Raw genomic sequence first — 26801 nt, 5'->3', positions numbered from 1 at the left:
TCTTATATTATAAATAATTTATTTTTATAGTAGTTAAAGACTTAAGTTTTCTAATTTTGTTAATATGATAAATGTAACACAAACTTTTTTGCCGCCAATTGAAGAATTTGAAAAAATTTTAAAAAGTGCTTGGGATAAGAAGAGAGTAACTAATAGAGGTGAGTTACTTCTAGATCTAGAAAATAAGTTGTCAAAATATTTAGGGATTACTAATTTTTTTATAACTACTAATGGCACTTTGCCCATACAAATAGCTTTAAAAGCATTAGGTATTACAAAGGAAGTTATTACAACGCCATTTAGCTATGTAGCTACAACATCTGCTATTATTTGGGAAAATTGCACACCTGTTTTTGTGGATATTGAACGAGAAATGTTAACTATTGATCCACTAAAAATTGAAGCTGCTATAACAGAAAATACAGAAGCTATTTTAGCAACACATGTATTTGGAAACCCGTGCGATATTGATGCTATTGAGGTTATTGCAAAAAAACACAACCTTAAAGTTATTTATGATGGTGCCCATTGTTTTGCCGTAAAGTATAAGGGGAAATCTATATTTTCTTATGGTGATATTATAACAACCAGTTTTCATGCCACTAAATTATTCCATACAGGAGAAGGTGGTGCTGTTTTTATTCCTAATGAAACATTATATAATAAGTGTTATTATCATCATAATTTTGGACATAATGGACCTTTAGATTACCATGGGTTAGGTATCAATGCAAAAGCTTCAGAAATGCAAGCAGCTGTTGGTTTAAGTGTTTTGCCATATATTGATAAAATTATTGATAAAAGAAAAATGCTAACAGAGCATTATGAGACGTTATTACAAGATAATTTAAATTTAGAACTCTTTAGTTTTCGAGCTTCAACAGAGAGAAATTATTCTTACATGCCAGTTATTTTAAAATCAGAGGAGCATTTGGAAAAAGTGTTAAAGCATTTGGAGCTATTAGAAATTTTTCCACGACGTTATTTCTATCCATCACTAAATAAATTACCCTATTTAGTAACATCTGTAAGTATGCCTATTTCTGAAGATATTAGTAAAAGAATTTTATGTTTACCTCTTTTTTATGAGCTAGAAAAAGCAGAAGTAACTATAATTTGTAACATAATTAATTCCTTATAATGGTTATTATTGGAGCTAAAGGTCATGCTAAAGAAATGCTACAAATATTACAAGATCAATCTGTAAATCCTCTAGTTTTTTTTGATAATATTTCGACTAACGAAACTTCGGAATTGCTTTATAATAAGTTTAAAATAATTACTAGTTTTCAAGAATTGAAAAATTACTTTGAAACTGTAAGTACAGCATTTTGTACTGGAATTGGTACAACAACAATAAAAAAAAACTTAGTAAATAAAGTCGAAGCATTAGGAGGCGTATTTACAACTGTTATTGCAACTAATGCTCATGTTGGTGAGTTTGAAGTTTTTATTGGCCAAGGTTCTAATGTCATGCAACGTGCTTTTATTAGTAATTCTGTAAGTATTGGAAAAGGGAATTTAATTAATTTTGATGCAGCTTTACACCATGATGTAATAGTTGGTGATTTCTGTGAAATATCTCCAAGAGCAACTGTTTTAGGAAGATGTAAGATTGGTGATTACGTATCTATTGGAGCGAGTAGTACAATTCTTCCAGATGTAATTATTGGCGATTATGCCGTAATTGGAGCAGGAGCAGTAGTGATAAAAAATGTGAAGGCAAATACAACTGTAGTTGGTGTGCCTGGAAAACAAATTAAAAATAAATATGATTAAGCCATTAGTTTCTATAGCTGTACTAACTTATAATCATGAGCAGTTTATAGCACAAGCTATTGATAGTTTTTTAGCTCAGGAAACCACTTTCGATTTTGAAATTGTTATTGGAGATGATGCATCTACAGATAATACGCAGAAAATATTAAAAGCATTTCAAGAAAAAAATCCTAACAAATTCAATATTACATACCATAAAAAAAATATTGGAATGGTTCCTAATTTTGTAAATGTTATTAATAGCTGTAAAGGTAAATATATAGCTTTTTGTGAAGGAGATGATTTTATGCTTGATACTAAAAAACTTGAAATTCAAGCAAGTTTTTTAGAGACTAATAGTGATTATGCTATCTGTTTTCATGAAGCTAAAATTTACGATCAGACAAAGCTAGAATTGATCGATGATAATATTACAAGTGCAGCAAAAGAGGATTATAACTTAGATGATTTCTCTAAAGGAAACTTTATGCATACACCAACGGTAATGATAAGAAATGATTTTACTCTACCTGAAGCTTTTAGTACATTGCCAATAGGGGATTGGCCATTGTATGTGTCTGTTTTAAAGGATAGAAAAATTAAGAAATTAAAAAAAGTTATGTCTGTTTATCGTGTCCATGAAAAAAGCTCTTGGTCTTCAAAATCGGAGGTTTTTAGATGGAAAACAAGTGTTACAGTTATTAATTATATTTTAGATAATATTGCTTTAAGCGATTCTCAACAAAAAGGATTGAAGCGAACTAAAAGAAAATTTAAAAAGAAGATTTTTGATAGTAAATATTCTCTTTTTTTATATTTAAAAAAGAAATTTAAAAATTAATTTCCTGTTTTTGTTTTAACGATTCGCCTAAAGGCGCTCCTTTTAAAGCCAATGGTAACATAAACCATTTCTTAGGTTTTATTAAAAAAGTAAGACAATAATACCAACGTATAAAACTATATTTAGCAAAAGAGTAATTTTTTTTAATGACATATAAATGCGAAATAAAACCTTCTTTACTAATGGTTTTATTACTTCCAGTACTTACACCTTGATAATGTAAAATTTTAGCTTCGGGAACTAAAACACTAGTGTAATTGTGCTGTCTTAGTCTAAAACAAGTATCCATTTCTTCAAAATAAAGAAAGATATTAGTATCGAAACCTCCAATTTTTGAAAACACATCGCTTCTAAAAAACATAAAAGCACCATTAACAAAGTTTACAGTTACAGGTTCGGTATATTCTTTTTTGCGTTTTGGATACGTTTCCGGAAAATTATTTTCTAAAAAACTACGGCCAAAAATAAGTTTTCTAATCCCTTTATCATGATCAAAAGAAATAACATGTTTACCATGCTCATCGTAATTTTGAGCAGAGCTCACGCCAACTTTTGGATGCATTTCCATATAACTATGCAATATGCCCAAACAATCGTTTTGTAGCATCGCATCGTTATTTAAAAACAATATGTATTTTGAGTTTGCAAACTGGGTTCCAAACATATTTCCACCTCCAAAACCAGTGTTAATATTACTTCTGTGTAGTGAAATATTATCTTGTATTGGAAAGTTCTCTTTTAAAATATTATAATCTTTAACAGCAGAATTATTGTCTACAACTATAATGTCGTAACTAATACTCTTGTTTGTATATTTTATAACAGATTGAATACATTCTAAAGTATAGAATGCAGTGTTATAATTTATTATAATTACAGAAATATTTTTCATAAGTACAGCAAATGTAAATAATCATTAAAGATTTTTAATCTTGTTTACTAAGCTTTTATAGAAATCGTTAAAAAAATATACCTTTGTAAGGTAAATACAATACTAAAAATGAGTAAAAAAAAAATACTTATAATTAGTCCTAAAGCTTTTGGTTACGTTGAATACCTTTATCAAGAGTTAAAAGGACGAGAAGATGTTGAGGTAAATATTGCTTATTTGGAGTTTAATGGATTTAAAAATCCTTACGAAAAACTTCAGAATGTTCTATCTAAAACCTTTTTAGGTGTAAACTTAAAAAAGGCTTATTACTTTATGGAAGATGATATTCGTGCCATCGGAAAACAAGATGAAATATTAATAATTCGCCCAGACTTTTTAACAAATAAGTTTTTGAAAGAGCTTAAAACGATGACAACGCGATTGGTTGCGTATTATTGGGATAGTGCACAACGCTTAACAAGAAAGCAAGACATTATTCCTTTTTTCGATAAAATATTTAGCTTCGATAAAATTGATGTTGAAAAATATAATTTCGATTTTATAACCAATTACATTTTTGAAACGAGTCCTGTAAATAAAAATCCAGAATATCTATTTTTTAATATTTCTGGAAATGATGATGATTATAGATTTAAACAGCTGGAAGATTTAGGTAAATACATAAAGAATAAAGGGTGGAGTTCTAAGTTTATTTCTGTTCACCCAAAGCTAGAAGCTGCAGAAGGAGGGATTGTTGAGGTTGTAGATCAAGTTATTTATGTTAATGAAGCAATCAAACTTGCAAAAAAGTCTAAAATAGTTGTAGAATTTCAAAGAAAACAACAAACAGGTTTAACCTTTAGAGTTTTTGAAGCTTTAGGTCTTCAAAAAAAGCTAATTACTACAAATAAAGATATTGTAAATTTCGATTTCTACAATCCTAATAATATTTTGCTTTTAGACGAAAATAATTTCGAGATTTCAGACGAATTTGTAAATTCTCCTTATCAAGAAGTTGATGAAGCTATTCTAAAAAAATACAGAATAGAACATTGGGTTAATCGTGTTCTTAATTTACAATAAACTCCTATAAACAGCAGCATATTCTAAAGCTGCTTTATCCCAATTAAAACTTATTGCGCGCTCAATATAAGCTTTCTCGTAAGTTGCTTTATTAGTTTCAAAAGTATGCATGCCTTTTTTAAATACTTCGGCCATATATTTAGGCTCAAAATTATCCCAATAAAAAGCGTAATCTCCTCCAATTTCAGGTAAAGACGTTAGGTTAGATAAAAATACAGGTTTACCAAAGCGCATCGCTTCAATTGGTGGAATACCAAAACCTTCTAACAAAGATGGGAATACAAAAGCAGCGCAGTGTTGTAAATAGTATTGCTTTTCTTCAGCGTTAACTTTGCCAATGCAATGCACTCTATTGTTTGTTTTAGTTTGTTTTAAGGTTTTAGCTAAGATTGTTTTTACATAGTTGTCACTATCGTCACCAGCTAGCACTAAATCGTAATCTGGTAAATGCTCAAGCATTTGCACTAAAGTATGTACATTTTTGCGCTTAGTTAGTCCGCCAATAAAAAACAAATAAGGCCTTTTAGTAACTGGTTTTATATTTGTTTGGCTTAAGTCTAAAAGCGCTTTAATAGGATTACCATTATAGATAACATATTCTGGAACTTTTGGGACTTTAAAATATTTGTGAGTAGAAGCTTTGGCAAATTCCGAAATGTACGTAATAGCACTACTACGATTTAGTTTTTCTATAAAACGTTTGTTCGTTTCGTGGTTTAAATCGTTAGATACTTCATCTATAAAATTAACATCATGAACCGTTAATACATAAGGAATGTTGTGATAAGGCTCTACTTTTATATTCTGATTTAAACAATGCCACACATCATACTTTTTACGAATACGAAACAATGGCTTACGAGATAGAGATTTGTATTTGTTGTAATTATAATAGTCGCCAAACTCTTTTTTTAAAGCAGAAGTATCTTTGGCGTTTAAAGTTATTTTAAAATCTGAAATCTCAGCATTATAAAGTCCTTTAATGAGGTGGTGATTAAACTGCCCAAAACCATTAAATTGATTTTTTATATTGTGAGATTCTAAAAAGACGTTCTTCATTTATTCTATATTTCTATACATTGCCCAAAGCTGGATATAGCGTTTGTAAACCGAAAAAGCATGAACGTAACTTATAATAAAACCTTCTTTGCCATCCATAAAACCTAATCTTATAAAGTATTGATGCATGAAGCGATACCAAGGTCTAAATAGAAAATGGTACAAATTCGGACGCACATTTTTCTTGTATAATTCCTCGGCTTGTAGCTTACTATATTGATTAAGTTTTTGGTTGTAAATATCGAAAGTTTTATACGTTTGGTGGTCTAAAGCGTGCTTTAATAGACCTACCTTCTCACTTGTTTCAATAGATTCATGAACCGCTTTACCGTTATATTTACAATAGTTTTTATTAAATAAACGTACCGCAACATCTGTTTGAAAACCACTGTATTTTATGCGTTTACCCATAAAATTAAAGCTTCGCTTTATATTGTAAGCTTTTAATGGGTTTTTAGATTTTACAGTAGTAACAATTTCGTTAATTAATTCTGGAGATATTTTTTCGTCTAAATCAAAAAAAGTAACCCAATCATTTTTTGCTAGTGAAATAGCGAAATTTTTCTGATCAGAAAAATTAACAAATTTACGTTGTATAATAGTTACATCATGTTTCTTGGCTAAAGCAACAGTATTGTCTGTGCTAAACGAATCGACAATAATAATTTCATCGGCAAAAGATAAGCTTTCAATATAGCTTTCTATGTGAGATTCTTCGTTGTAAGTTATTGCTAACGCGCTTATCATTTATAAAAATTGGTTTTTTACTAAGTATTTAGTAGCTCCTTTTTATCTTTGTCAAAAGTAAACAATTTACATTCATTTATTTTAGAATAATAAAACCGAAATGGCTAAGCTTCCTATTTTAATGTATCACAGTGTTTCGGCTAATGCTAATAATAGCAAAGGCTTGACTATTTCTGCTAAAAACCTAGAAGTACAATTCAAATTTTTAAAAGAAAACGGTTATACGAGTTTACATTTTAGCGATTTACAGACTTTAAAAACACCCGCAGATTTTCCAGAGAAAGCTGTTATTATAACGTTTGACGATGTTTACGTAAATCAATTAGAATATGCATATCCATTATTGCAGAAATACGGATTGAAAGCCTGTTTTTATATTCCATTTAAATATGTTGGAGCAGTAAACGAATGGGATAAAGGTAAAGAGGCTATTATGACTGTTGCTCAATTAAAGACTATGGATTCGAAAACTATAGAATTGGGTTTACATTCTTTTGAGCATAGACGTTATAGCGATTTATCTGTTGAAACAATACAAGAAGATTTCGATAAGTGTAAAGCGTTTGTAGTAGATAATGATTTGAATATACATAATACACTAGCTTATCCTTACGGGAGTTATCCTAAAAAAGGAGAGGTGCGAAAAGTGTTTTTTGATGTCCTAAATGAAAATAAAATAGCATACGGTTTACGTATTGGAAATCGGGTAAATACCTTTCCGTTTAAAAATAATTATGAAGTACAACGTCTAGATATTAAAGGAGAGGATGGTTTGAAAGCTTTTGAGAGAAAGTTGAAGAAAGGAAAAAGTTGGTTTTAACCTACCTAATTCCGCGCTCCAATAACATCAATTTAACATACCTAGAAAACACACCATAAGCATTAATAGTTGCCACAGTTAATCCAGGAACGCCATCTCTAAAGCCACCACGTAAAACATAGCTGCTAAAAAAACGATAAAATGGTTTAAAAGCCAAATGAAAATAAGTCGCTTTCTTTCCTTTTTTAAGCATTTGTTCAGCCTGAAACCAAGCATAACTATCTTTCTTACTTATATAATGCTGTAAGCCTTTATATGTAAAATGAAGCACTGGGTTTTCGAGCTTACTAATGGTTCCATCTACAATTAGTTTTTCGTGTACAGAGCCTTCGAAATGACATTTTTCTCTAATTACCAATCGTGTTACACTATCGCTATGGTGATAAAGAAAACGATTCATATAAAAGTGAGGAAAATTAAGCTTGTAACCAGCATGTTTACCAGAAGCCATGGCAGCTAAAATCTCTTGTTGTAATGGATTAGGAATACGCTCGTCTGCATCAATAAATAAAACCCATTCACCTGTTGCATATTGTAAGGCGTGGTTTTTTTGGTTAGAGAAATTGTCGAACTTTCGATGGAGAACTTTACAATTGTATTTTTCGGCCATAGCAACAGTTTTATCTGTACTCATAGAATCTACAACAATAATTTCGTCTGCAAACCTAACCGAACGCAGTGCCTTCTCGAGGTACATTTCCTCGTTATAAGTAGGTATAATTACAGAGAGTTTTATCATAATAATTGCTTAGTGCAAACTTACTAAAAATTCGATTATGTTATGATACCGGTAGGCTAAAAACATATTTGATAAAGGAATAATAATAGTGAACGACATCTCACAAGAAAACAATATGTGCAAACACATGAATTATGTTTACCTTTGTAAAGCAAAAATTATTACTATGAGTGGATTACCGATAACTGTTATTGTAAGTACATATAATTCTGAAGACTATTTAAGTAAAGTCTTAGAAAGCTATAAGCATCAAGATTATGATAATTACGAAGTTATTGTTGCAGACGACGGTTCTAAAGAATCTACAAAAGCGCTTATAGAAAAATTTGCTGCAGATTATCCTGTGAACTTACGCCATATTTGGCATGAAGATAAAGGGTACAGAAGGCAAGAGTTATTAAATAAATGTATCGTACAAACAGAATACGATTATATTTTAATGACAGATGGTGATTGTATTGCAAGGCCAGATTTTGTGTCTACACACGCTAAATATGCCGAAAAAGGATTTTTTCTTTCTGGTGGTTATTGCAAACTTGATAAACCTTCAAGTGATGCTATTAGTTTAGAAGATATTGAAAATCAAAATTGTTTTAAACCCAATTGGTTAAAAAAACAAGGTGTTTTAGGTAAAAAACAACAACTTAAATTAAGCGTAGGCGATAGTTTAGCTAATTTTTTAGATGTAGTAACTCCAACAGGAGCAACCTTTAATAATTGTAACTCTTCTGCTTGGAAAACCGATTTAATAGAAATTAATGGTTACGATGAGCGCATGCAATATGGTGGTCCGGATCGTGAATTAGGAGAACGTTTGGTAAACTTAGGAATCAAGACAAAGCAAATTCGTTACAAAGCAATTTGTCTTCATTTAGAGCATCCAAGAGGTTATAAAACCAAAGAATCTTTAGATAGAAATTTAGCAATTAGAAAAAACACTAAAGACAGTAAAGTTATAAAAACACCTTATGGTATTGAGAAGTTAGAGGTTAAAGAGTAAGTAGTTAAGCCATTTTATAAACACCAATTTTCCAATAGGTTTTTTCTTCTTCTGTTTTTACTGTAGTGAATTCTAATTCTTTAAAACGTTCAGTTTTAAAATATTCCCAACAACCCAATCCTTCTCTGTAAATAGAGACTATGATTATGCCATCTGGTTTTAAGTGATTCACTATTAAGTCAATAACTTCACTCTTTTTAGTTTCATGTATATAATAAAAAGCTTCGTTTAATACAATAACATCATAATTCCTTACAGGTTTAAAACTGTGGAGATCTGCACAAATAAAAGTAGCTTTTTCTCTAATTACCGCATTCGCTTTTTTAATTGAAACTGAAGAAAAATCCATACCTAAAAAAGCATTTATATTATCAGGATTAAAGTAATCAAATAATACGCCCTCACCCGAACCTAAATCTAAAATATCAGGATTTTTATTTGAATGATTTTCTGTAAACTCTACAATTTTCTCATAGCGTGCTCTTTCTTTTTCGCCTTTTAAATTCTCCCATCTTCCTTTTTTGTATTGTTTATTCCAGCGTTGTTTACGTCTCCAGTTATGAAATTTATCTACTGTATTCATTTAATTGTTTTTTAGATTATGAGAAAGGAATGTTTCAAGTTTAGGTAAAATTAATTCTGGAGTTAATTGCTTGTACATATAAGATGGATCTTCTTCAATCTTTCGTCTTTCATCTCTGTCTGTAGAAAATAAACCGGGTTTTTCTTCAAGTAAATGAATAGAAGTATGCATTTTTCCGTCCTCAAAACTAGCCCAATGTTCTTTTAAAACATAAGGAGAGAAAATAGTAAAAGTGGGTTTGTTTAAAGCTTTACTAATATGTATTGTGCCGCCTTCGTTACCAACTAAAAGTGCACATTTGTTCATTAGTTTTACAAAACCGCGAATACTGTCTTCATAAATATCCATTACAATTCTGTCTTTATCTGCACATTGCTCATAAATATCCAACGCATCCTTTTTTTGGTGCGGAGCATAGTTAAATAGAATATTAACATCGTACGTTTTAGTAATGTAATCTATAAGGGCAACAATATATTCGTAAGGCATCGATTTTTGAGGCGTGCTTCCTAAGACGCCAAGCATAACAAAAGGCCTATTATAGCTGTCTAACTTGTTGTATTGTTTTTCTTTTTCGGTTAAATAGATTTTAGGTTCGTAATCAATATCATTTTCATTAATATCAAAAACAGAAGTCACCATATTTATACGATCTTCAATCGCTTTACCACAATTTTTAGTTTTTTCTCTTAAAAACGGAATATTATGAGAGTAAAAAGGTAATGGCGGATTTTTATCACGTTTTTTAAATCCAATTCTAATAGGTGCATTGGAAGCTAAACATATTAATCGACTCTGTAATTTTGCGTAAGGATCGAAAATAATATCGTATTTATTACCACGAAGCTTATTAATAAGCGATGTAAGCTTACCAAATTTCTTAAGTTCGGCATCATTTACAGCAATAATGTTATCTATGTTTGGATTATTTTCAATAACACCAACAGTATAATCGTAAACAAGATAATCTATCAAACTATTAGGATAGATTTTTTTCATGTTTTGCGCTATAACAGATGCTATAAGCACATCTCCAATACGTTTATTCTGTATAACTAATATTTTTTTCATGTATGCTGAACTCATTTTAGTATCTATTATAAAAGATAATGAACACTAAAGAGGCTTTATTTAAGATATGAATGCAAAATATTGTTTTTTCGGCTTTTATTAAAATTTAGATTCATATATCTTTGATAAATAATAAGACTTAATGCAAAACATTCACCTACATAAAAATTACGAACATTTAAAAACCGATATTTTAGAGTGCATTGCGCATTTTAATACTAAAGGTAATTACGTTACTAAAGGAGAGAGAAATGTAATTAAGAGTTATAAGATAGGAGCAGAGACCTTAAACATAAAGTCGTTTAAAACACCAAAGCTAATAAATAGTTTTGTGTATAAACATATTAGAAAGAGCAAAGCAAAGCGCTCTTTCGAATATGCTATAAAATTAAAAGATTGTAATATTCTTACACCTTTTCCTATAGGTTATGTTGAAAACACCACGGTGAGCGGTTTAACTTCAAGTTATTATATAAGTAAACATGTAGATTACGATTTCGATTTTAGAGTATTAATTCATAATCCGTTATTTGATAATCGAGATGAAATTTTAAAACAATTTACTCAGTTTACCTATCAGTTACACGAAAACAATATTAATTTTTTAGACCATTCTCCAGGTAATACATTAATTATCGAAAACGGACCAAAATACGATTTTTACTTAATAGATTTAAACCGTATGCAGTTTGAAACTATGGATTTAACAAAGCGTATGGGGAACCTAAAACGTTTATGGTTATCTAAAAAAATGATTAGAATTATAGCAACAGAATATGCTAGAATTAGCGACTATTCATTTGAAGATGTTTATAATCAGTTATTAACATCGTCTCAAGATTTTAAACGAAAGATTAATAGGAAAAAGTATTTAAAACGGAAATACTTGAAAAAAGGTAAAAAATAAAAAAACAAATTTAATGTCATTAGATAACATTAGAATTTGGTTTTTTTTATTCGAAATTTACAAAGAAAATTAGAATAGTTTAAAACAACTATAATCTAAAAATCCTGAAATTTATATTAAACAGCCACGTTATACTCACGTAACGCATCATTTAAAGACGTCTTTTTATTTGTACTCTCTTTACGTTTACCAATAATTAAAGCACAAGGTACTTGAAATTCTCCTGCTGGGAATTTTTTAGTATAACTTCCTGGGATTACCACAGAACGCGCAGGCACACGACCTTTCATTTCCACAGGCTCATCACCAGTAACATCTATAATTTTAGTACTCATTGTTAAAACAACATTAGCACCTAAAACCGCTTCTTTTTCCACATGCACTCCTTCTACAACTATACAACGCGATCCAATAAAAGCACCATCTTCAATAATTACTGGAGCAGCTTGTAAAGGCTCTAAAACACCACCAATACCAACACCACCAGATAAGTGTACATTTTTACCAATCTGTGCACAACTACCAACCGTTGCCCAAGTATCTACCATAGTTCCTTCATCTACATAAGCACCAATATTAACATAACTAGGCATTAAAATAGTACCAGCAGAAATATAAGCACCATGTCTTGCAACCGCATTTGGTACCACACGAATTCCTTTTTCTTTATAACCCGTTTTTAAAGGGATTTTATCATGATATTCAAAAATACCAACCTCCAATGTTTCCATTTTCTGAATAGGAAAATACAACACCACAGCCTTCTTAACCCATTCATTTACCTGCCAACCATCTGCAACAGGTTCCGCAACGCGTAAAGTACCTTCATCAAGTAAATCTACCACTTTTCTAATAGCAGCCTGTGTTGCGTCTTCTTTTAATAAGTCTCGGTTATCCCAAGCGTTTTCAATGGTTTGTTGTAATGCTTTCATTAATTGTGTGTTTTTCATTTCTGTGTTTATGCAGAATTTATTTCAACAAAGACAGAAATCTAATCTTAAATCTATTTTTAATATTTTTTTTTGGCGTGCCCTAAAGGTCAGGCTGTCACTACTCAATCTTTTTTATTTGTTAATTCCGCTATGCGTAATCAAAAAATAAAAAAGGATTTCAAACAAACCGTTCCATCCTTCACGCAAATATAACCTCTATTTATAATTTGGCATAATATTTATGTATGTAGTATAGAATAACTAAATTTGCATAAAAATTAACAATGGCTCAAATTCTAGCAATAGATTATGGTAAAGTAAGAACAGGATTAGCTGTTACAGACGATATGCAAATTATCGCCTCTGGTTTAACCACTGTCCCCACAAAAGAACTGTTAGATTTTTTAAAAGACTATACTAAAAAAGAAAACGTAGAGTTGTTTTTAGTGGGAGAACCTAAACAAATGAACAACCAAGCTAGCGAAAGCGAAGTTTTAATAATTCCTTTTATTAGTCAGTTAAAAACCTTTTTTCCAAACATACCAGTAAAGCGTGTAGACGAACGTTTTACCTCTAAAATGGCAGTACAAACCATGATAGATAGCGGATTAAAGAAAAAGCAAAGACAAAACAAAGCATTGGTCGATGAGATTAGTGCAACAATAATATTACAAAGTTACCTTTACAATAAATAATAATATGGTATTACCAATAGTCGCTTATGGCGATCCAGTTTTAAAAATAAAAGCGAAAGAAATCGCAAAAGAATATCCTAATTTAAAAGCGTTAATAGCAAACATGGAAGAAACCATGCATGGTGCTTTTGGAGTTGGTTTAGCAGCACCACAAATAGGATTGCCAATACGTATGTTTTTGGTAGATGCTTCTCCTTTTGCAGACGATGATGTTCTTGATGACGATGAACGCGCTTTCTTAGAAAATTTCAAGCACACTTTTATTAATCCAACTATTCTAGAAGAATCTGGAGACGAATGGGCTTTTAACGAAGGCTGTTTAAGTATTCCAGACGTTCGTGAAGATGTCTTTAGAAAGCCAAACATTAAAGTAGAATATTTTGATGAAGACTTTAAAAAGCACACCATGGAGTTAGATGGTTTGGCTGCAAGAGTATTTCAGCATGAGTACGATCATATCGAAGGTGTATTGTTTACAGATAAATTATCAAGTCTAAAAAAACGTTTAATAAAAGGGAAGTTGCTTAACATTTCTAAAGGAAAGATTGCTGTAGATTACAGAATGAAATTTCCTAATATGAAAAAGAAGCGTTAAAAACTTGCAAAACAAAATCGAGTACAAGATATTTGCGCTCCTTAATAAAAAACAAATATGGCATTAGATAAAATATTAGCAATTTCAGGAAAACCAGGTTTATACGAATTAATCACACAAACCAGAGGTGGCTTTATTGCAAAATCTTTATTAGATAATCGTAAAATTTCTGTTGGTATCCAGCAAAACGTTAGCATATTAAGCGAAATTGCGATTTATACATTAACAGAAGAAGTACCTTTACGTGCTGTTTTAGCAAAAATTAAAGCTAAAGAAAATGGTGGACAAACTTCAATAAGCCACAAAGAATCTAAAGATAAATTAGAAGAGTATTTTTTCGAGGTTTTACCAGATTACGATGAAGATAGAGTATATGCAAGCGATATCAAAAAAGTAGTGCAATGGTACAACATGCTTCAAAAAAATGATTTATTAGATTTAGAAGATCCTAAAAAATCAGACGAAGAAGAATAGACATTCAATTTCGATACTATAAATTAAAATCCAGCTTTTTAGCTGGATTTTTTTGTTTTTAAATACCTTTACAAAAATATTATTTCATGAATTCTAGAGCTAATCAATTAAAAGCATTCGATCGTTTATTAACCATCATGGACGAGCTTCGTGAGCAATGTCCTTGGGATAAGAAACAAACCATGGAAACCTTGCGTCACTTAACCATCGAGGAAACCTACGAACTTGGCGATGCTATTTTAGATAATGATTTAGAAGAAGTAAAAAACGAAGTTGGAGACTTGCTATTACACCTCGTATTCTATGCAAAAATAGGAAGCGAAACCAACACCTTTGATATTGCAGACGTTTGTAACTCTATTTGCGAAAAACTAATACATAGGCATCCACACATCTATGGAGATGTGAAAGTAAAAGACGAAGCCGAAGTAAAGCGTAATTGGGAAAAACTAAAGCTAAAAGAAGGCAGAACAAGTGTTTTAGAAGGTGTGCCTAAAAGTTTACCAGCTTTAGTAAAAGCAAGTCGTATTCAAGATAAAGTAGCAGGAGTAGGTTTCGATTGGGATGAACCAGAACAAGTTTGGGAAAAAGTAGAAGAGGAGTTGAATGAATTTAAAGTTGAGGTTGCTAAAAACGATGCAGACGCGATGGAAGATGAGTTTGGTGACGTTTTATTCTCTTTAGTAAACTATGCTCGATTTAAAAATATAAACCCAGAGAACGCCTTAGAAAGAACTAATAAAAAATTCTCTAAAAGATTTCAATATTTAGAATCTAAAGCAAAAGCATTAAACAAAGATTTAAAAGAAATGACTTTGGCTGAAATGGATATTTTTTGGGAGGAAGCCAAAAAAATGTAATTAGAAAAATCTGCTTTCAGGTTTTTCAAATACCCTAGTTTTTTGGGAGGAAGCCAAAAAAATGTAATTGGAAAAATCTACTTTCAGGTTTTTCAAATACCCTAGTTTTTTGGGAGGAAGCCAAAAAAATGTAATTAGAAAAATCTACTTTAGGTTTGCGTTATTTAAGTTTTTTGAAAAAAAATAACGTTGCTTAACCCTTTGTATTTGTGGGTTTAAGCTATTAAATAAAAAAAAGACTATTTTTTTTAAGTCATGGTAATCCAAAATTAACTTCTCTGCGTATATAATATCAAATGGCCTTGTTTCTTCATAGGATAATTGGTTAATAGCGTAAACTTTTTATAGGTCATTTTGCATAAAATTATTTCTAGTAAGCGAAATAGAAATAATTGGTTAGTTTAGTTAGGAGCCAAAATCCTGTTTGATGCAAATCGAGCAGGATTTGGTTTTTCTAATAGTTTTGTTTTATAAAACACGTTCTGCGAACTTTTAAGAGAACACCAAAAAGATAAAACTTAGTCTTTAATATTATTATGTTACCTGTCTTTGCGGGAAAAAAAAAGCTCGTCTAAGACGAGCGTATTTTTTATATAATTTTTAATTTAGTCCGAATTAGAAACGATAACCAATCCTTAAATGTAAGTTAACACCAACATCAGATTCCTCAAAAATAGTATTTGCTTCTTCAAAATATTTTATATAACCAACACCAATGCCAGTTTCATAATTAAAATGTTTACCAATACTTCTTCTAATGCCTCAAGTTGGTATTATAGAAAGATCGCTTATAAAATTGTAGTTTTCGTTAATAGAGTTTAGTAATAAATCAGGATGATAATTGATTCTAATAGAAACAAAATTGCCACTATTCCCATCAATACGTCTAGATTTTCTAACCCTTTTATTCAAATTATAATACCATCTAGGCTCTAGTGTTAATGATGGTACTGCTAAAAGTCCAGAATCATTATAGAAACTACCACTATAAAAACCAAAATCAACTCCTAGTTCAGATCGAAGAGCAATCGCATTAGATAATTTCGCCTCATTATGAACCCAAACACCTAATATTCCTGTTTGTATACCAAAAACTGATTTTTCTACACTTGCATCTTGTGCTTGCGCTGTTAGCGAAAAGTAAAATAAAGCTATGGTTATAAAGCATGTTCTATTCATCTGTGTCTGTGTCAGCAGCTTTATCTTTCTCCGCTTCCGCAGCTGCTTTGGCTTCAGCCTCTGCTTTAGCTTTAGCATTTTCCATTACCTTTATTTTTTTAAGTTTAGCTTTCCAAATTACTAGAGACTCTTTATGCTTTTTAATATTATCAAGAACAGATTTTACTAATGGGTTCTTTTCATCGGCGTGCTTAAAGAACAATAAGTTGTTTTCTAATTGGTTTATCTCACCATTGATTTCACTAATTTTTTGACGAATAAACGTGTATTCATTTTCAAGTGCTCTTTGGTCTTTAGCAGAAGATAAATCTTGGAGTTTGTTTTCAAACTTCATCATTTCAACTTCATTTTTATTCATATCTAAAGCTCCAAATAAAGTGTCTAGTGCTTTATTAAAATCACTCTCGATTTTGCGCTTATTTCCAGGAACTCGACCAAGTGTTTTCCATTTTGCAATGTATCCTTTAATAGTCTCTAAATCTGCTTTCTGTTCTCCAGATAATTTAGTTTCTGTAACAGTTTGTAAGAATGCTTCTTTTTCTGTAAATGCCTTTTCTTCTTCAGCACTTGCTTCGTTTCTTTTAGCATTAATACGATCGAAAAAATGGTTACATGCACCTCTAAATTGTTTCCAAATCTTGTCACTATCTTTTCTAGGTACATGGCCTATGTGTTTCCAATCGCCTTGAATTTTCTTCATTAATTGCGTTGTAGCTGTAAAGTCTTCACTGTCTTTATTAGCTTCAGCAATTTTTATTAATTCTAGTTTTTTGTCTAGATTATCGTATTGATCTTTCTTTAGGCTTTTGTAGTAGGAATTCTTTTTGTGATTGAATTCACGAACAGCAACTTTAAATTTAGTCCATGTAGCTTCATTGACTTTAATAGGTACTTTTCCTGCTTTAAAAAACTCTTCACGAAGCATTTCTACTTCCTTTATTTTTGTTTGCCAATCTTTATGAGAATTTCCTGGATCATTAGTTTTTTCTTCAATAATACCAATAACCCCAATTTTAAAGGCTAGGTTCTTTTCGTAAACAGCATCCAAATGTTCGTAGTACTCTTGACGTCTATCATTAATAACCTTTGTAGCTTCCTTAAAACGATCCCAAATTGGCTCCCTATGTTCTCTTGCAACAGGACCTAATTCTTCTTTCCACATTTTGTGTAAAGCTTGTAATTCTCTAAAAGCGCGATTGTTATTTTCATCTTTAGCTAATTCTTCGGCGCGTTCAATTATTTTCGTTTTCTTTTCGAGATTATGTTCAAAGTCTTTATCACGTAAATCTCTATCTAAGTGCAATAAATCGTAAAAACGCTCAACATTAAAGTGGTAGCTATTCCAAGCATTATTATACTTGTCTCTTGGTATTGATCCAGCAGCTTTCCATTGATCTTGTAAATCTTTAAATTGCTTATATTTTGTATTCATCGTTTCATCAAGTTCTGTAAGTTGCTTGATGTCCTCTATAATTTGAAGTCTCGTAGATAAATTATCTTTTAAGCCTTTTTCTAAACCTTTGTAATGCGATGAAATTTTGTTGCGATATTCTTTGTAAATGTCGTTAAAACTGCGTTTTACAGGAATAGAGTAATGGAAATCTATTTCATTACCTCCGCCATCTAAAAACTCTTGCTTCTTTTCTTCTACAAGGGCATTAAATTTTTCGTTAAACTCATTTTTTATGGCTTCAACATGCTGTTTGATAGCTTGTATTTTTTGACTTTCTACCAACTTTTCAAGTTCGATAACTAAAGCATCTAAAGACATTTCACTATAATCTTTGTCTTCAATATTATGACGATCGCTTGTGCCTTCATCCTCAGCATCTTCTGCATTAGAGTCGTCGATTTCATTAATTACAGCATCATTAGTGTTCTCATTTTGAGGTTCTTGAGAGTCTGTTGTGTGCTCGTTAACTGTTTCTTTAACAGTCTCTTCAACATTCTCAATTGCTGTGTTTTCTAGTGCTTTGTTCTCTTCGTTTCCGTCTGCTTTTGGCAGGTTATCTTGCTCTGACATTTTATAAAATGTTTTTATTAGGTAAAAATTTAGACTTTAAAGATACTAAAACTTGTGTTTTAATAGCTGTTTCAAATTATTTTTCGAATAAAATGTGCTTATTTTTTATTCCAAATACTCCAAGATTTCTCGGCTTGCAACTCTAACATCCTTTCGCCATTAACAATGGTCGCGTTGTTTTGTTTGCCTAATCTTAGAAATTTTGTTTCGGAAGGATTATAAATTAAATCAAATAATATGTGTTGTTTAGAAATTGCTTGATAAGGAATGTTTGGACAAACATCGATATCTGGAAATGTACCTAAAGGTGTACTATTAATGATAATTTGATGCGTTTCTATAATCTCATCAGTAAGTTCAAGGTATGTGTATTTTACGTTTTCGCCTGGATTTCTAGATACAAAATAGTAGTCTATGCCTAGCGATTTTAAGGCATAAGCTATTGCTTTGCTAGCACCTCCAGTACCTAGAATTAATGCTTTTTTATGACGCTTTTTTAGAAACGGTTTTAATGTTTTTTTAAATCCGTAATAGTCTGTGTTATAACCAACATATTTCCCTTTTTTTGTTATTATTATAGTGTTAACAGCACCAATAGCTTTTGCTTTTTTATTTAGTTTGTCTAAAAAAGGCATGACGCTTTCCTTGTAGGGAATGGTGACATTAAAGCCATTAATGTCTTTTTCTTGTTTTAGTTTAGATTGAAATAGAGCTATGTTTTCAAGATCGAAATTTTCATAGGTTGTATTCTTTATATCTTCAGTTTCAAACTTATTTTTAAAATAATTTCTTGAGAAAGAATATGATATGTCTTTACCTATTAAACCAAATCTACGCATGTGTTTGTCGTGTTTTTCTGCCATACCATTCTAAACCAAGAACAGTAGCAATTCCAATTAAAATATAAAATATAGCAATATAAGTTTCGCTTTCAAACTCGGGAATATAGCGTCTATAATTTTCGATAATGTATTTACCGCGTTTATCTAAAATATTAGCACCAGAAATATCTGTTTTAAAAACAGTTTCTTTCCATGGCCATACAACACCTAGTGAGCCTACAATAAATCCAATAATCGATGCTGTTGTAACACTTTTATAGTGTTTTAAAATATAACTTAATACGTGCGAAAAACTAACTAAGCCAATAATAGAACCTAAGGTAAAAACAATTAAAACCTTTAGAGTTCTTAGGCGTTCTATGTTATCTATAAAGCTGAAATTACCTCCGAGAATTTCATAGAAAGTATCATAAAGGGCATTAACAGAGTCTACCAAAAGAAGAACATAATTTCCTAATAGAATTAAAATGAAGGATCCTGAGAAACCGGGTAAAGCCATACCTGAAACACTAATGATTCCACAAATAAATACAAACCAAAGGTTATCGTTTTCCATTGCAGGATCAAGAAAACTAATACTAATACCAATAATGGCTCCAATTAGTATTGCTAAGTAGGTTGTAGGTTTCCAGTCTTTAAAATCTTTACTTATGTAATAAATAGACCCAATAATCATCCCGAAGAAAATGCTCCAAACATACAATTCGTAATGTTTAATATAATAATCTAATATTTTTGAAACACTAAAATAGCTAACAAGCATTCCGAAAAATAATAGACTTAAAAATTTACCATTTATATAACTAAAGAATGAGCGAAACCTGCCATTAAATAAAAGTTTAAACGCCGTTAAATTTACACGTTTTAGAGAATGAATAAACTCTTCATAAAAACCAGCAACAAAAGCCACAACACCGCCAGACACACCAGGAACCTTATTGGCAGCTCCCATTCCTAATCCTTTTAAGATTAAGAATAACTTGTCTTTAAATGTACGTGTGCTTTGCATTATGCTTTTTTTGAACCTACTTTTTCTAAAATAAAAATGGTTAGGAAACCAAAAATTATTAAAACTAATGAGAGTAGTAATTGGTTGTTACCTTCAAAAATAAAAGGAGAAATGCTTTTTTCAATAAAAGGAACTTCTTCTCCATGAGAATTTATACGGGTTTCTAATACTTTTTTCCAAGGCCAAATTTTATTTAAGGACCCTATCATAAATCCTGTTAAAATGGATAGTGTTATGTTTTTATAATTTTTAAACATCCAATTTAATATTTTTGAAAAAGATTTTATTCCGATAATTGCTCCAATTGCTAGCATTAAAAATTTAATAAAAGCGGTTTTAAACAATTCGAAATTGAGAGTTATTATGCTTTGAAGAAGGTCGTCTACAGTATTAATTGCTGTTTGGTATGCACCTAAAATTAGTAATATAAATGCACCAGATATTCCTGGAAGAATCATAGCTATAATTGCAATTGCTCCACAAAACAGTAGATAAAGGTTGCTGTCTGGAGAGGCAAAAGGTTCTGCAATTGTAATAAAATAAGAGCCAACTGCGGCCAATATTAATAATAGAATTACAGGAACATTCCATGATTTAATTTGTTTTCCAATAAAGAGAATACTCGATAAAACTAAGCCAAAGAAAAAGGACCATAACAAAATTGGTTCGTTGAATAAAAGCCATTTAATAGCTTTGGCCAAAGAGAAAATACTAATGGCAATTCCTGAAAATAAGGCAAGCAAAAAATTACCATTAATTTTATGCCATGCTGTTTTAAACCCTTCGGTTTTCCAGGATTTAAAAAAAGCTAGATTCAAATTATCTATACTCTCTAAAAGTTCTTCGTAAATTCCAGAAATAAAGGCAATTGTACCTCCAGAAACACCAGGAACAACATCTGCTGCTCCCATAGCAATGCCTTTAAATGCGATTATAAAATAGTCTTTAAGTTTTCTTTGCATATTTTAATTTTTCTATCAAATCAAAGGTATGGAATTTTAATAATTCTACAAGTTTTTTGAAACCTTGTAGTTTTGAAATTCTCGATCTTTATTTGATTAAATATTTAAATAGGGTAGAGACGAGTAAAATGATATTTGCATGCAAGAATCATTTTGAATAGGTGAGAAAAGATGGTTCAATTTTGTTTCTTAACTATTTCTATTTTGTTATTCGCTGATTTGATATTGTAAAGGTATATCTGAATAACTGGATAGTTGTAGGTTGTCTAAATGGGTTAAACATTCAGTAAATATGCGCTCCATCGTTAATGTTTGCTTATTGCACTTTTAATTTTGTTATATACTATTAGATACAGTGTTGCGGCTCCAAATGAAATAATTGTTCCTAAATATATTCCATATAAAGGGTATACAATGGAAATTGATAAAGAATAGATTATCAATGAGAACATGCCTATGGGTACATTCTTGATAATAGTATGCACGTGCTCTTTTGAATACGTAAAGTGAATAATTAACATTAATGGAAATAGCGTTGTTGGAAAGGCAGAAAAAAGGCCTGCCCAACTTGGTCCAACAAATTTTGGAACAGTTGTAATTAACAAAATAATTAAAGCAGCAAAAAAGGCTCTTACAAAGAGGATTTTATAATTGAGTTTTGCTTTAGTTTGTATATTAATATTCTTAATATCTTTAAAAAGGTAGACGCAAAGCAGTGAAAATGCAATTGGTATTACTATAGCTATATATTTATTAATTTCAATAAGATGTAATAACCCAATAATTGCTAAATAGCCTAGTATCGCAAATAAAGAAGAAAATAGAATGTTATATTTTTTGAAGTACTTTGATGCTATGTAGTAAATAAAGACAAATGATAGAGCAGCACTTAATCCAATCATGTTATAGACAGCACTTGTTGCAGCAAATTCAGGGTTGACTTCTAAGCCAAAGAAAAATAAAGTTATAGCAGAACCAGTTGGGTATCCAGATAATACACCTGCAACTTTAGGACTCACATTTTCAGCAAGAAGGGATAAACCAATAACGAATGCAATAGCAACAATTAATTTAATTAGGAATAGTAGTTCGGGTACCATTTATCGATTTTAACTAATTGATGCTATTTGTCTTTTTTCTACGAGAAGTAAAACCATCTCTAAATTAGTTTGTTAATAAGCAAAGACTCATAAACGTCTGGAAATAAACTTTCTAAAACAATAACATGTTCTGCGTCAAAACGCAATCCATTTCTTAAGTGATAAGTTGCCTTCTCTGTTTCTAATAATTGAAAATATAACCCTGCTAATCTAAATTCTATTTCAGCGTTTTCTGGGTAAAATTCTTGACCTTGAATTAAATTAAAAGCTGCGGCTTCTTGTTCTCCTAATTCTGCTAATATATCAGTTCTAATTAACCATGTTTCTAGTTCGTGATTACCAAGTTCCAAAGCTTGTTTGTAGCCGCTTTCAGCCTCTTCAAGAAAATTTAATCTATGATTAATTTTTGCATAATGTTTCCAATAAGAAGCATTTTCGCTATCAATACTTATCGCTTTGTTAATATAATGCAGTGCTTTTTGGTACTCTTTTTGATTAAAACAAAACTTAGTTATTGCAATCCAACCTTTGGCTAAAAGTGGATCTTCATGTACTGTTTTGTAGTAATAATGTAATGCTAAATCATTGTTTCTTAATATCTCGTGACAATTGCCAATTCTTAATAAAGCAAAAGATGTCGGGTCTTCTAAAGATAATGTAATACTGTAGTTTTCTATAGCCTCATTATACAAGTTTAACTTTTCTAAAACCTTGCCTTTTTCAATGTATGCACCTACAAAAGTATCATCAGAAATGATAGCAAAGTCGTAAGCATTTAACGCCTTATCGTAATCTTTTAACTCGTAATATTCACGACCAAGTTGGTGCCAAGCAACTTCGCAATAAGGGTTTGTATCTAAATAGATATTTAGGTATTCTATAGCTTCTTCATTTTTGTCTAAAAAATCGAAACAATAAATAATATTATAGAGAGAAGCGTAATCTTCTGGATTTGCCTCAAGACACTTCATGAAACTATCTCTTGCCATGTCAAATTGGTCTAGAAATAAATATTCCATTCCTATGAGAGAGTATAAGTCGGCAGTATCTTCAGCAAGAACTAATGCGCGTTTTAAAACGTCTATAGCCTCCTCGTGCTTATCTTCTTTAGATAAAATATTAGCTTTCTGAATATAAATTTCTTCATTTGAAGGCTCAAGAATATACAATTCGTTTAAAAGCTCATTAGCTTTGCTTAAATCATCTTCAAAAACAAAAATTTCAACTTTAAAAAGTTTTAAACTAATAGAACTAGGATGTTGTTGCAATCCTAATTTTATTGCTTTTTTTGCAAGCGCAACCTTACCTTGATTAAGGTAATGGTGAATAATATTTTCAAACTCACTAGAGTCAAAAAACAAAACGTTGTTTGTTTTAAGCATAGACTCAAATTTAGTAAGCGATACGTTATTGTTTTCTTCTTCTTGGCTAAAATCCATAGGCATTAATTCAGCTTTGCTGGTAATAAATGTAACGCTCAAAGCGCTATTTTTAATGTGTTACAAGCAAATGTTTTTAACAAAGTAATGAACAACTATAAAACATTAGGTTGCTTTCAATAGCTTTGCTATTGACAATTAATAGTTTAGAATGGTCTATTTACTTTGTATATTGTTTAATACTTCAACAATAATGCCACAGCCTTCTATAATTTCTTCGTTGCTAATGGTAAGTGGAGGAGTAATTCTAATAGCTCTAGATTCGAATAATAACCAAAAAAGAATTAGGCCATTATCTTGAGCTGTTAAAATCAATTGATTAGCTATTTCTGTAGATGGTAATATTGCTGCTAACATGAGGCCTTTTCCTCTAATTTCTTGTATTAAAGGATGCTTTAAATGGGTTCTAATAAGTTGTTCTTTATCTAAAGCTTGTGACATTAAGTCACTTTCTGTTATTTCTTGTAATGTAGCCAAAGCTGCCGAGGCAATAACTGGATTTCCGCCAAAAGTAGTAATGTGACCCAGTTTAGGATTGTCTTGTAGGGTTTCCATTAATTTAGCAGAAGCCGTAAATGCTCCAATTGGCAAACCGCCTCCAAGTCCCTTACCTGTAACTAAAATGTCTGGAATACAATTATAGTTCTCGAAACCAAATAATTTTCCTGTTCTACCAATTCCTGGTTGAATTTCGTCTAATATTAATAATGCACCAACGTCGTCACATCGTTTCCTAACTTTTTGTAGGTAACTATTTATGGGTTCAATAAACCCTGCACCACCTTGAATGGTTTCTAAAATAACACAAGCTGTCTTTGTGGTAATGTGTTTTAAATGTGGCTCGTGATTAAAAGTAATGTGGCTAATCTCTGGTAACAACGGTCTAAAAGGCGCTTTACGTTCTTCAAAATCCATTAAACTAAGTGAGCCCATTGTGTTGCCGTGATACGCATTATGCGCAGCAATAATTTGACTTCTACCTGTTGCGCGTCTTGCAAGTTTTAATGCACCTTCAATAGCTTCTGTTCCAGAATTAACTAGGTATGTTTTCTCAAGTGGATGTGGTAAGTTTTTCGCTAATAACTCGCATAATTCGGCAGCAGGTTTCTGGATGTATTCACCATAAACCATAACGTGTAAATAGCGATCTACTTGGTTTTTTATTGCTGAAACAACTCTTGGATGTGAATGTCCTAAACAACAAGCCGATACACCTGCAACAAAATCTAAATAGGCTTTGTTGTTGGTATCGTATATATAAGAACCTTTAGCGTGAGAAATTTCCATAGCTAAAGGGTGTGGTGTTGTTTGTGCTTGGTATTTAAAGAACTGGTCTTTCATTACTTTTTTTCTTCTAATTTCACTGCTTTTCCAATAGAAGACTTTAGGCTTTTTAGCTTTGGTTGTTCTTGTGGTTTCTTTTTTATCATTTCTTGCTTAACCTGTTTAGTAGGAATTTGTCTTGATGCTTTTAAAGGTTGGTCATCTCTAGCGTCTCCAAAACGAACCTTTGGTTTGCTTTCGTCATCTGCTTTGTCAACACGATTTAACAGGTCTGCATCAAAAAACTCTTCTTCAGGAACAGCAGGAGCTAAGCCTTTTATTATTGGTAATTCTAAAGGAGGATCGTCCTTAAATAAATCTTCAACGCTTAATGGTCTTTCGTCTTCTCTCCAATCAAAATCTTTTAATCTCAAAGCTCCTTTTAATATATCGGCTTCGGGATATGTATTAGCATCAGGATTAACTAATCGTTTGTAATAGTAAATATCACCTTCTTCGAAATAGATTTCAATATTTGCAGATCTCGCTTTATCTAAACCAATAAATTCATCGTCTTCATTTCTAAGAATAAAAACAGACTCGGCATTTTTGTAGATGTTAACTTGTTTCATTTGGTTATTTTCATCGAATAACCCAACAAGTCTTTTTCCTTTAATTTGACTGTAATAGTCAGTGCTTAAAGTATCTTTACTAATAACAAAAGCATTTTCGAAAACAATAAGTGAATCTATTTTTTCAGTTTCGGTATTAGATTTTAAATGAATAGTATCTCCTGTTATTTGGTTTGTTAAATTCCAAAGTATAGGTCTTCTTTTTACAGCAAAGGCATCTTTTGAATCTAAACGCGATAAATTAATAAGTTGTGTTAAGCCTGTTTGATGATTAACATGAATGGAGTCTGATTTTCCGCTGACATCAGATTTGTACAATTTTGCATTTCTGAAAGCTCTTGTAATTCTATTATCTTCTTTTCCAGTAATCATTAACGTGTCTGAATGAATATAAATAGAGTCTTTTTCTTGAACGGTAACTGCTAAAGCGCGCTTAGTTACAAAAGCAGAATCTTTTGATTTGTAAACTTCGGCATAATGACCTGTTATAATACTTTTATTAATAGTATCTGTAATAGTAATATTGTTGGTAGCAGAAGCAAAATCGCGATTTCTATCAAAATACATACTATCACCAACTACAACACGATTATCGTAATCTATTCTTGAGTTTTTAGTAAAGTGGCCTGTGTCGTTATTTGTATTGTAAAATCCACGTTCGCAAAACACAGTACTTGTTTCTCCTACAATTTTAGAAGGTCCATACATGTAAGCATGTCCGGTTTCCGAAAAGAAATCTAATTGATTTGTAGTCAATACATACTCAGGGTTCACCAGTTTTACAGTGTTTAAAAAGCGGTATTTCTTTTGTGACATATAATAGCGACCAATAGTACTTGTTATAGTCCCGGAAGAATCTCTAACCACCATACCTTCTTCATTATAAAAAGCTTCTTGCTTCGCACGATCGAAGAAGAGCTTGTCTGTTGTTAAAACTGAACTTGGCTCGGTTAAAACAACATCTCCTTTTGCATAGGCTAATTGCGTTTTTCCGCTATATTCGGCGTATCTGGAAACCATAGTAATGGTATCACCTTGAACCATTTTTACGTTGCCATAAGCTTCTACAAAATTTTCTTTACCATACAAAACAGCTTGATCGCAATACATATCGATACCATCATGGTAAACATGTACTTGCCCTGCATCACTTCTTGTAAGAATTCTTGCGCCTGGATATTTTTCTTCGTCTATTTCACCAAAAGCACCGGAGTCCTTAATTTCAATATTTTTGCGTTTTTGCGCGAAAGTGTTGAAAGATATTAGGCTTAGAAGAAATACTATAAATATGTTTTTAAACATCTTGTAATTAGTGTT

27 protein-coding genes are annotated in these 26801 nt (G+C 31.1%); 11 read left to right on the top strand and 16 right to left on the bottom strand.

The annotated features are described in order from the left end of the window. The first annotated feature begins 64 nt into the window (after nt 1-64). The 3 genes from ASC44_RS17485 to ASC44_RS17475 are packed head-to-tail and all read left to right on the top strand — an operon-like array spanning nt 65 to nt 2599. Nucleotides 65-1141, top strand: a complete 1077-nt coding sequence (locus ASC44_RS17485) for a DegT/DnrJ/EryC1/StrS family aminotransferase (RefSeq protein ID WP_055448902.1) — start codon at nt 65-67, stop codon at nt 1139-1141. Then, nucleotides 1141-1779: a NeuD/PglB/VioB family sugar acetyltransferase gene (locus ASC44_RS17480; protein ID WP_055448901.1), complete on the top strand. Its 639-nt coding sequence runs from the start codon at nt 1141-1143 to the stop codon at nt 1777-1779. Before ASC44_RS17485 ends, ASC44_RS17480 begins: the two co-directional genes overlap by 1 nt. Then, nucleotides 1772-2599, top strand: a complete 828-nt coding sequence (locus ASC44_RS17475; RefSeq protein WP_055448900.1) for a glycosyltransferase — start codon at nt 1772-1774, stop codon at nt 2597-2599. Before ASC44_RS17480 ends, ASC44_RS17475 begins: the two co-directional genes overlap by 8 nt. Here the strand turns inward: ASC44_RS17475 and ASC44_RS17470 are convergent. Continuing rightward, complete coding sequence (locus ASC44_RS17470; protein WP_055448899.1) at nt 2589-3491, bottom strand: glycosyltransferase family 2 protein; 903 nt, start codon at nt 3489-3491, stop codon at nt 2589-2591. The two genes, ASC44_RS17475 and ASC44_RS17470, sit on opposite strands and share 11 nt — an antisense overlap. 108 nt (nt 3492-3599) lie before the next feature. On the opposite strand from ASC44_RS17470, the gene ASC44_RS17465 reads away from it, so the two are divergent. Beyond that, nucleotides 3600-4553 carry a WaaS/CpsH family glycosyltransferase gene (locus ASC44_RS17465; RefSeq protein ID WP_055448898.1) on the top strand — a complete coding sequence of 318 codons (954 nt, stop codon included), beginning with the start codon at nt 3600-3602 and terminating at the stop codon, nt 4551-4553. Here the strand turns inward: ASC44_RS17465 and ASC44_RS17460 are convergent. Both ASC44_RS17460 and ASC44_RS17455 read right to left on the bottom strand, forming a co-directional pair. After that, nucleotides 4545-5612 (bottom strand): glycosyltransferase family 4 protein, encoded by a 1068-nt coding sequence (locus ASC44_RS17460; RefSeq protein WP_055448897.1) that lies wholly within the window; start codon nt 5610-5612, stop codon nt 4545-4547. The genes ASC44_RS17465 and ASC44_RS17460 overlap by 9 nt on opposite strands. Further along, the gene (locus ASC44_RS17455) at nt 5613-6359 is read right to left on the bottom strand and encodes a glycosyltransferase family 2 protein (protein ID WP_055448896.1); all 747 of its coding nucleotides are present in this window, start codon (nt 6357-6359) and stop codon (nt 5613-5615) included. A 100-nt stretch (nt 6360-6459) separates the two neighbouring features. Here ASC44_RS17455 and ASC44_RS17450 point away from each other — a divergent pair, with 100 nt between their 5' ends. Continuing rightward, nucleotides 6460-7179 carry a polysaccharide deacetylase family protein gene (locus tag ASC44_RS17450; RefSeq protein ID WP_055448895.1) on the top strand — a complete coding sequence of 240 codons (720 nt, stop codon included), beginning with the start codon at nt 6460-6462 and terminating at the stop codon, nt 7177-7179. A 1-nt stretch (nt 7180) separates the two neighbouring features. On the opposite strand, the gene ASC44_RS17445 is transcribed toward ASC44_RS17450, so the two are convergent. Next, complete coding sequence (locus tag ASC44_RS17445; RefSeq protein WP_055448894.1) at nt 7181-7918, bottom strand: glycosyltransferase family 2 protein; 738 nt, start codon at nt 7916-7918, stop codon at nt 7181-7183. Between the two features lie 166 nt (nt 7919-8084). On the opposite strand from ASC44_RS17445, the gene ASC44_RS17440 reads away from it, so the two are divergent. Continuing rightward, complete coding sequence (locus ASC44_RS17440; RefSeq protein ID WP_055448893.1) at nt 8085-8918, top strand: glycosyltransferase family 2 protein; 834 nt, start codon at nt 8085-8087, stop codon at nt 8916-8918. 4 nt (nt 8919-8922) lie between these two features. On the opposite strand, the gene ASC44_RS17435 is transcribed toward ASC44_RS17440, so the two are convergent. Further along, the gene (locus tag ASC44_RS17435) at nt 8923-9501 is read right to left on the bottom strand and encodes a class I SAM-dependent methyltransferase (protein WP_055448892.1); all 579 of its coding nucleotides are present in this window, start codon (nt 9499-9501) and stop codon (nt 8923-8925) included. Continuing rightward, nucleotides 9502-10587 carry a glycosyltransferase family 9 protein gene (locus ASC44_RS17430; RefSeq protein ID WP_241491452.1) on the bottom strand — a complete coding sequence of 362 codons (1086 nt, stop codon included), beginning with the start codon at nt 10585-10587 and terminating at the stop codon, nt 9502-9504. A gap of 127 nt (nt 10588-10714) precedes the next feature. Here ASC44_RS17430 and ASC44_RS17425 point away from each other — a divergent pair, with 127 nt between their 5' ends. Further along, the gene (locus tag ASC44_RS17425; RefSeq protein WP_055448890.1) at nt 10715-11479 is read left to right on the top strand and encodes a lipopolysaccharide kinase; all 765 of its coding nucleotides are present in this window, start codon (nt 10715-10717) and stop codon (nt 11477-11479) included. Nucleotides 11480-11595: 116 nt separating this feature from the next. Here ASC44_RS17425 and ASC44_RS17420 read toward each other — a convergent pair whose 3' ends face one another. After that, on the bottom strand, nt 11596-12411 hold the full coding sequence (locus ASC44_RS17420) for a 2,3,4,5-tetrahydropyridine-2,6-dicarboxylate N-succinyltransferase (RefSeq protein ID WP_055448948.1): 816 nt from the start codon (nt 12409-12411) through the stop codon (nt 11596-11598). A gap of 284 nt (nt 12412-12695) precedes the next feature. Between ASC44_RS17420 and ruvX the strand changes: the two genes are divergently transcribed. The 4 genes from ruvX (at nt 12696) to mazG (ending at nt 15035) form a co-directional block, all read left to right on the top strand. Next, on the top strand, nt 12696-13106 hold the full coding sequence (gene ruvX, locus ASC44_RS17415; RefSeq protein ID WP_055448889.1) for a Holliday junction resolvase RuvX: 411 nt from the start codon (nt 12696-12698) through the stop codon (nt 13104-13106). Nucleotides 13107-13110: 4 nt separating this feature from the next. Then, nucleotides 13111-13701, top strand: a complete 591-nt coding sequence (gene def / locus ASC44_RS17410) for a peptide deformylase (protein ID WP_055448888.1) — start codon at nt 13111-13113, stop codon at nt 13699-13701. A 57-nt stretch (nt 13702-13758) separates the two neighbouring features. Next, nucleotides 13759-14175 carry a DUF5606 family protein gene (locus ASC44_RS17405; RefSeq protein WP_055448887.1) on the top strand — a complete coding sequence of 139 codons (417 nt, stop codon included), beginning with the start codon at nt 13759-13761 and terminating at the stop codon, nt 14173-14175. Nucleotides 14176-14261: 86 nt separating this feature from the next. After that, complete coding sequence (gene mazG / locus ASC44_RS17400; RefSeq protein ID WP_055448886.1) at nt 14262-15035, top strand: nucleoside triphosphate pyrophosphohydrolase; 774 nt, start codon at nt 14262-14264, stop codon at nt 15033-15035. A 762-nt stretch (nt 15036-15797) separates the two neighbouring features. Here mazG and ASC44_RS17395 read toward each other — a convergent pair. The 9 genes from ASC44_RS17395 to ASC44_RS17355 form a co-directional block, all read right to left on the bottom strand. Continuing rightward, complete coding sequence (locus ASC44_RS17395; protein ID WP_241491451.1) at nt 15798-16214, bottom strand: hypothetical protein; 417 nt, start codon at nt 16212-16214, stop codon at nt 15798-15800. Next, nucleotides 16207-18237, bottom strand: a complete 2031-nt coding sequence (locus ASC44_RS17390; RefSeq protein WP_055448885.1) for a DUF349 domain-containing protein — start codon at nt 18235-18237, stop codon at nt 16207-16209. Before ASC44_RS17390 ends, ASC44_RS17395 begins: the two co-directional genes overlap by 8 nt. 98 nt (nt 18238-18335) lie before the next feature. Further along, nucleotides 18336-19100 (bottom strand): shikimate dehydrogenase family protein, encoded by a 765-nt coding sequence (locus ASC44_RS17385; RefSeq protein ID WP_241491450.1) that lies wholly within the window; start codon nt 19098-19100, stop codon nt 18336-18338. Continuing rightward, nucleotides 19069-20088 (bottom strand): DUF368 domain-containing protein, encoded by a 1020-nt coding sequence (locus ASC44_RS17380; RefSeq protein ID WP_055448884.1) that lies wholly within the window; start codon nt 20086-20088, stop codon nt 19069-19071. Before ASC44_RS17380 ends, ASC44_RS17385 begins: the two co-directional genes overlap by 32 nt. Further along, entirely contained in the window at nt 20088-21050 is a 963-nt protein-coding gene (locus ASC44_RS17375) for a DUF368 domain-containing protein (RefSeq protein WP_055448883.1), read from the bottom strand. The genes ASC44_RS17380 and ASC44_RS17375 overlap by 1 nt, the downstream gene beginning before the upstream one ends. 305 nt (nt 21051-21355) lie before the next feature. Beyond that, nucleotides 21356-22150, bottom strand: coding sequence for a hypothetical protein (locus ASC44_RS17370; protein WP_055448882.1), 795 nt, complete (start codon nt 22148-22150; stop codon nt 21356-21358). Between the two features lie 59 nt (nt 22151-22209). After that, the gene (locus ASC44_RS17365; RefSeq protein WP_055448946.1) at nt 22210-23589 is read right to left on the bottom strand and encodes a tetratricopeptide repeat protein; all 1380 of its coding nucleotides are present in this window, start codon (nt 23587-23589) and stop codon (nt 22210-22212) included. Between the two features lie 156 nt (nt 23590-23745). Continuing rightward, nucleotides 23746-24930 carry an aspartate aminotransferase family protein gene (locus ASC44_RS17360; protein WP_055448881.1) on the bottom strand — a complete coding sequence of 395 codons (1185 nt, stop codon included), beginning with the start codon at nt 24928-24930 and terminating at the stop codon, nt 23746-23748. After that, nucleotides 24930-26786, bottom strand: coding sequence for an OstA-like protein (locus tag ASC44_RS17355; protein ID WP_055448880.1), 1857 nt, complete (start codon nt 26784-26786; stop codon nt 24930-24932). The genes ASC44_RS17360 and ASC44_RS17355 overlap by 1 nt, the downstream gene beginning before the upstream one ends. Nucleotides 26787-26801: the final 15 nt, after the last annotated feature.

Origin of the sequence: Lacinutrix mariniflava, assembly GCF_001418015.1 — a bacterium.
In the GTDB taxonomy this organism is placed as follows: Bacteria; Bacteroidota; Bacteroidia; order Flavobacteriales; family Flavobacteriaceae; genus Lacinutrix; species Lacinutrix mariniflava.
The sequence above is the reverse complement of the archived record's forward strand: the minus strand, read 5'-3'. Positions and strand labels throughout refer to the sequence as shown.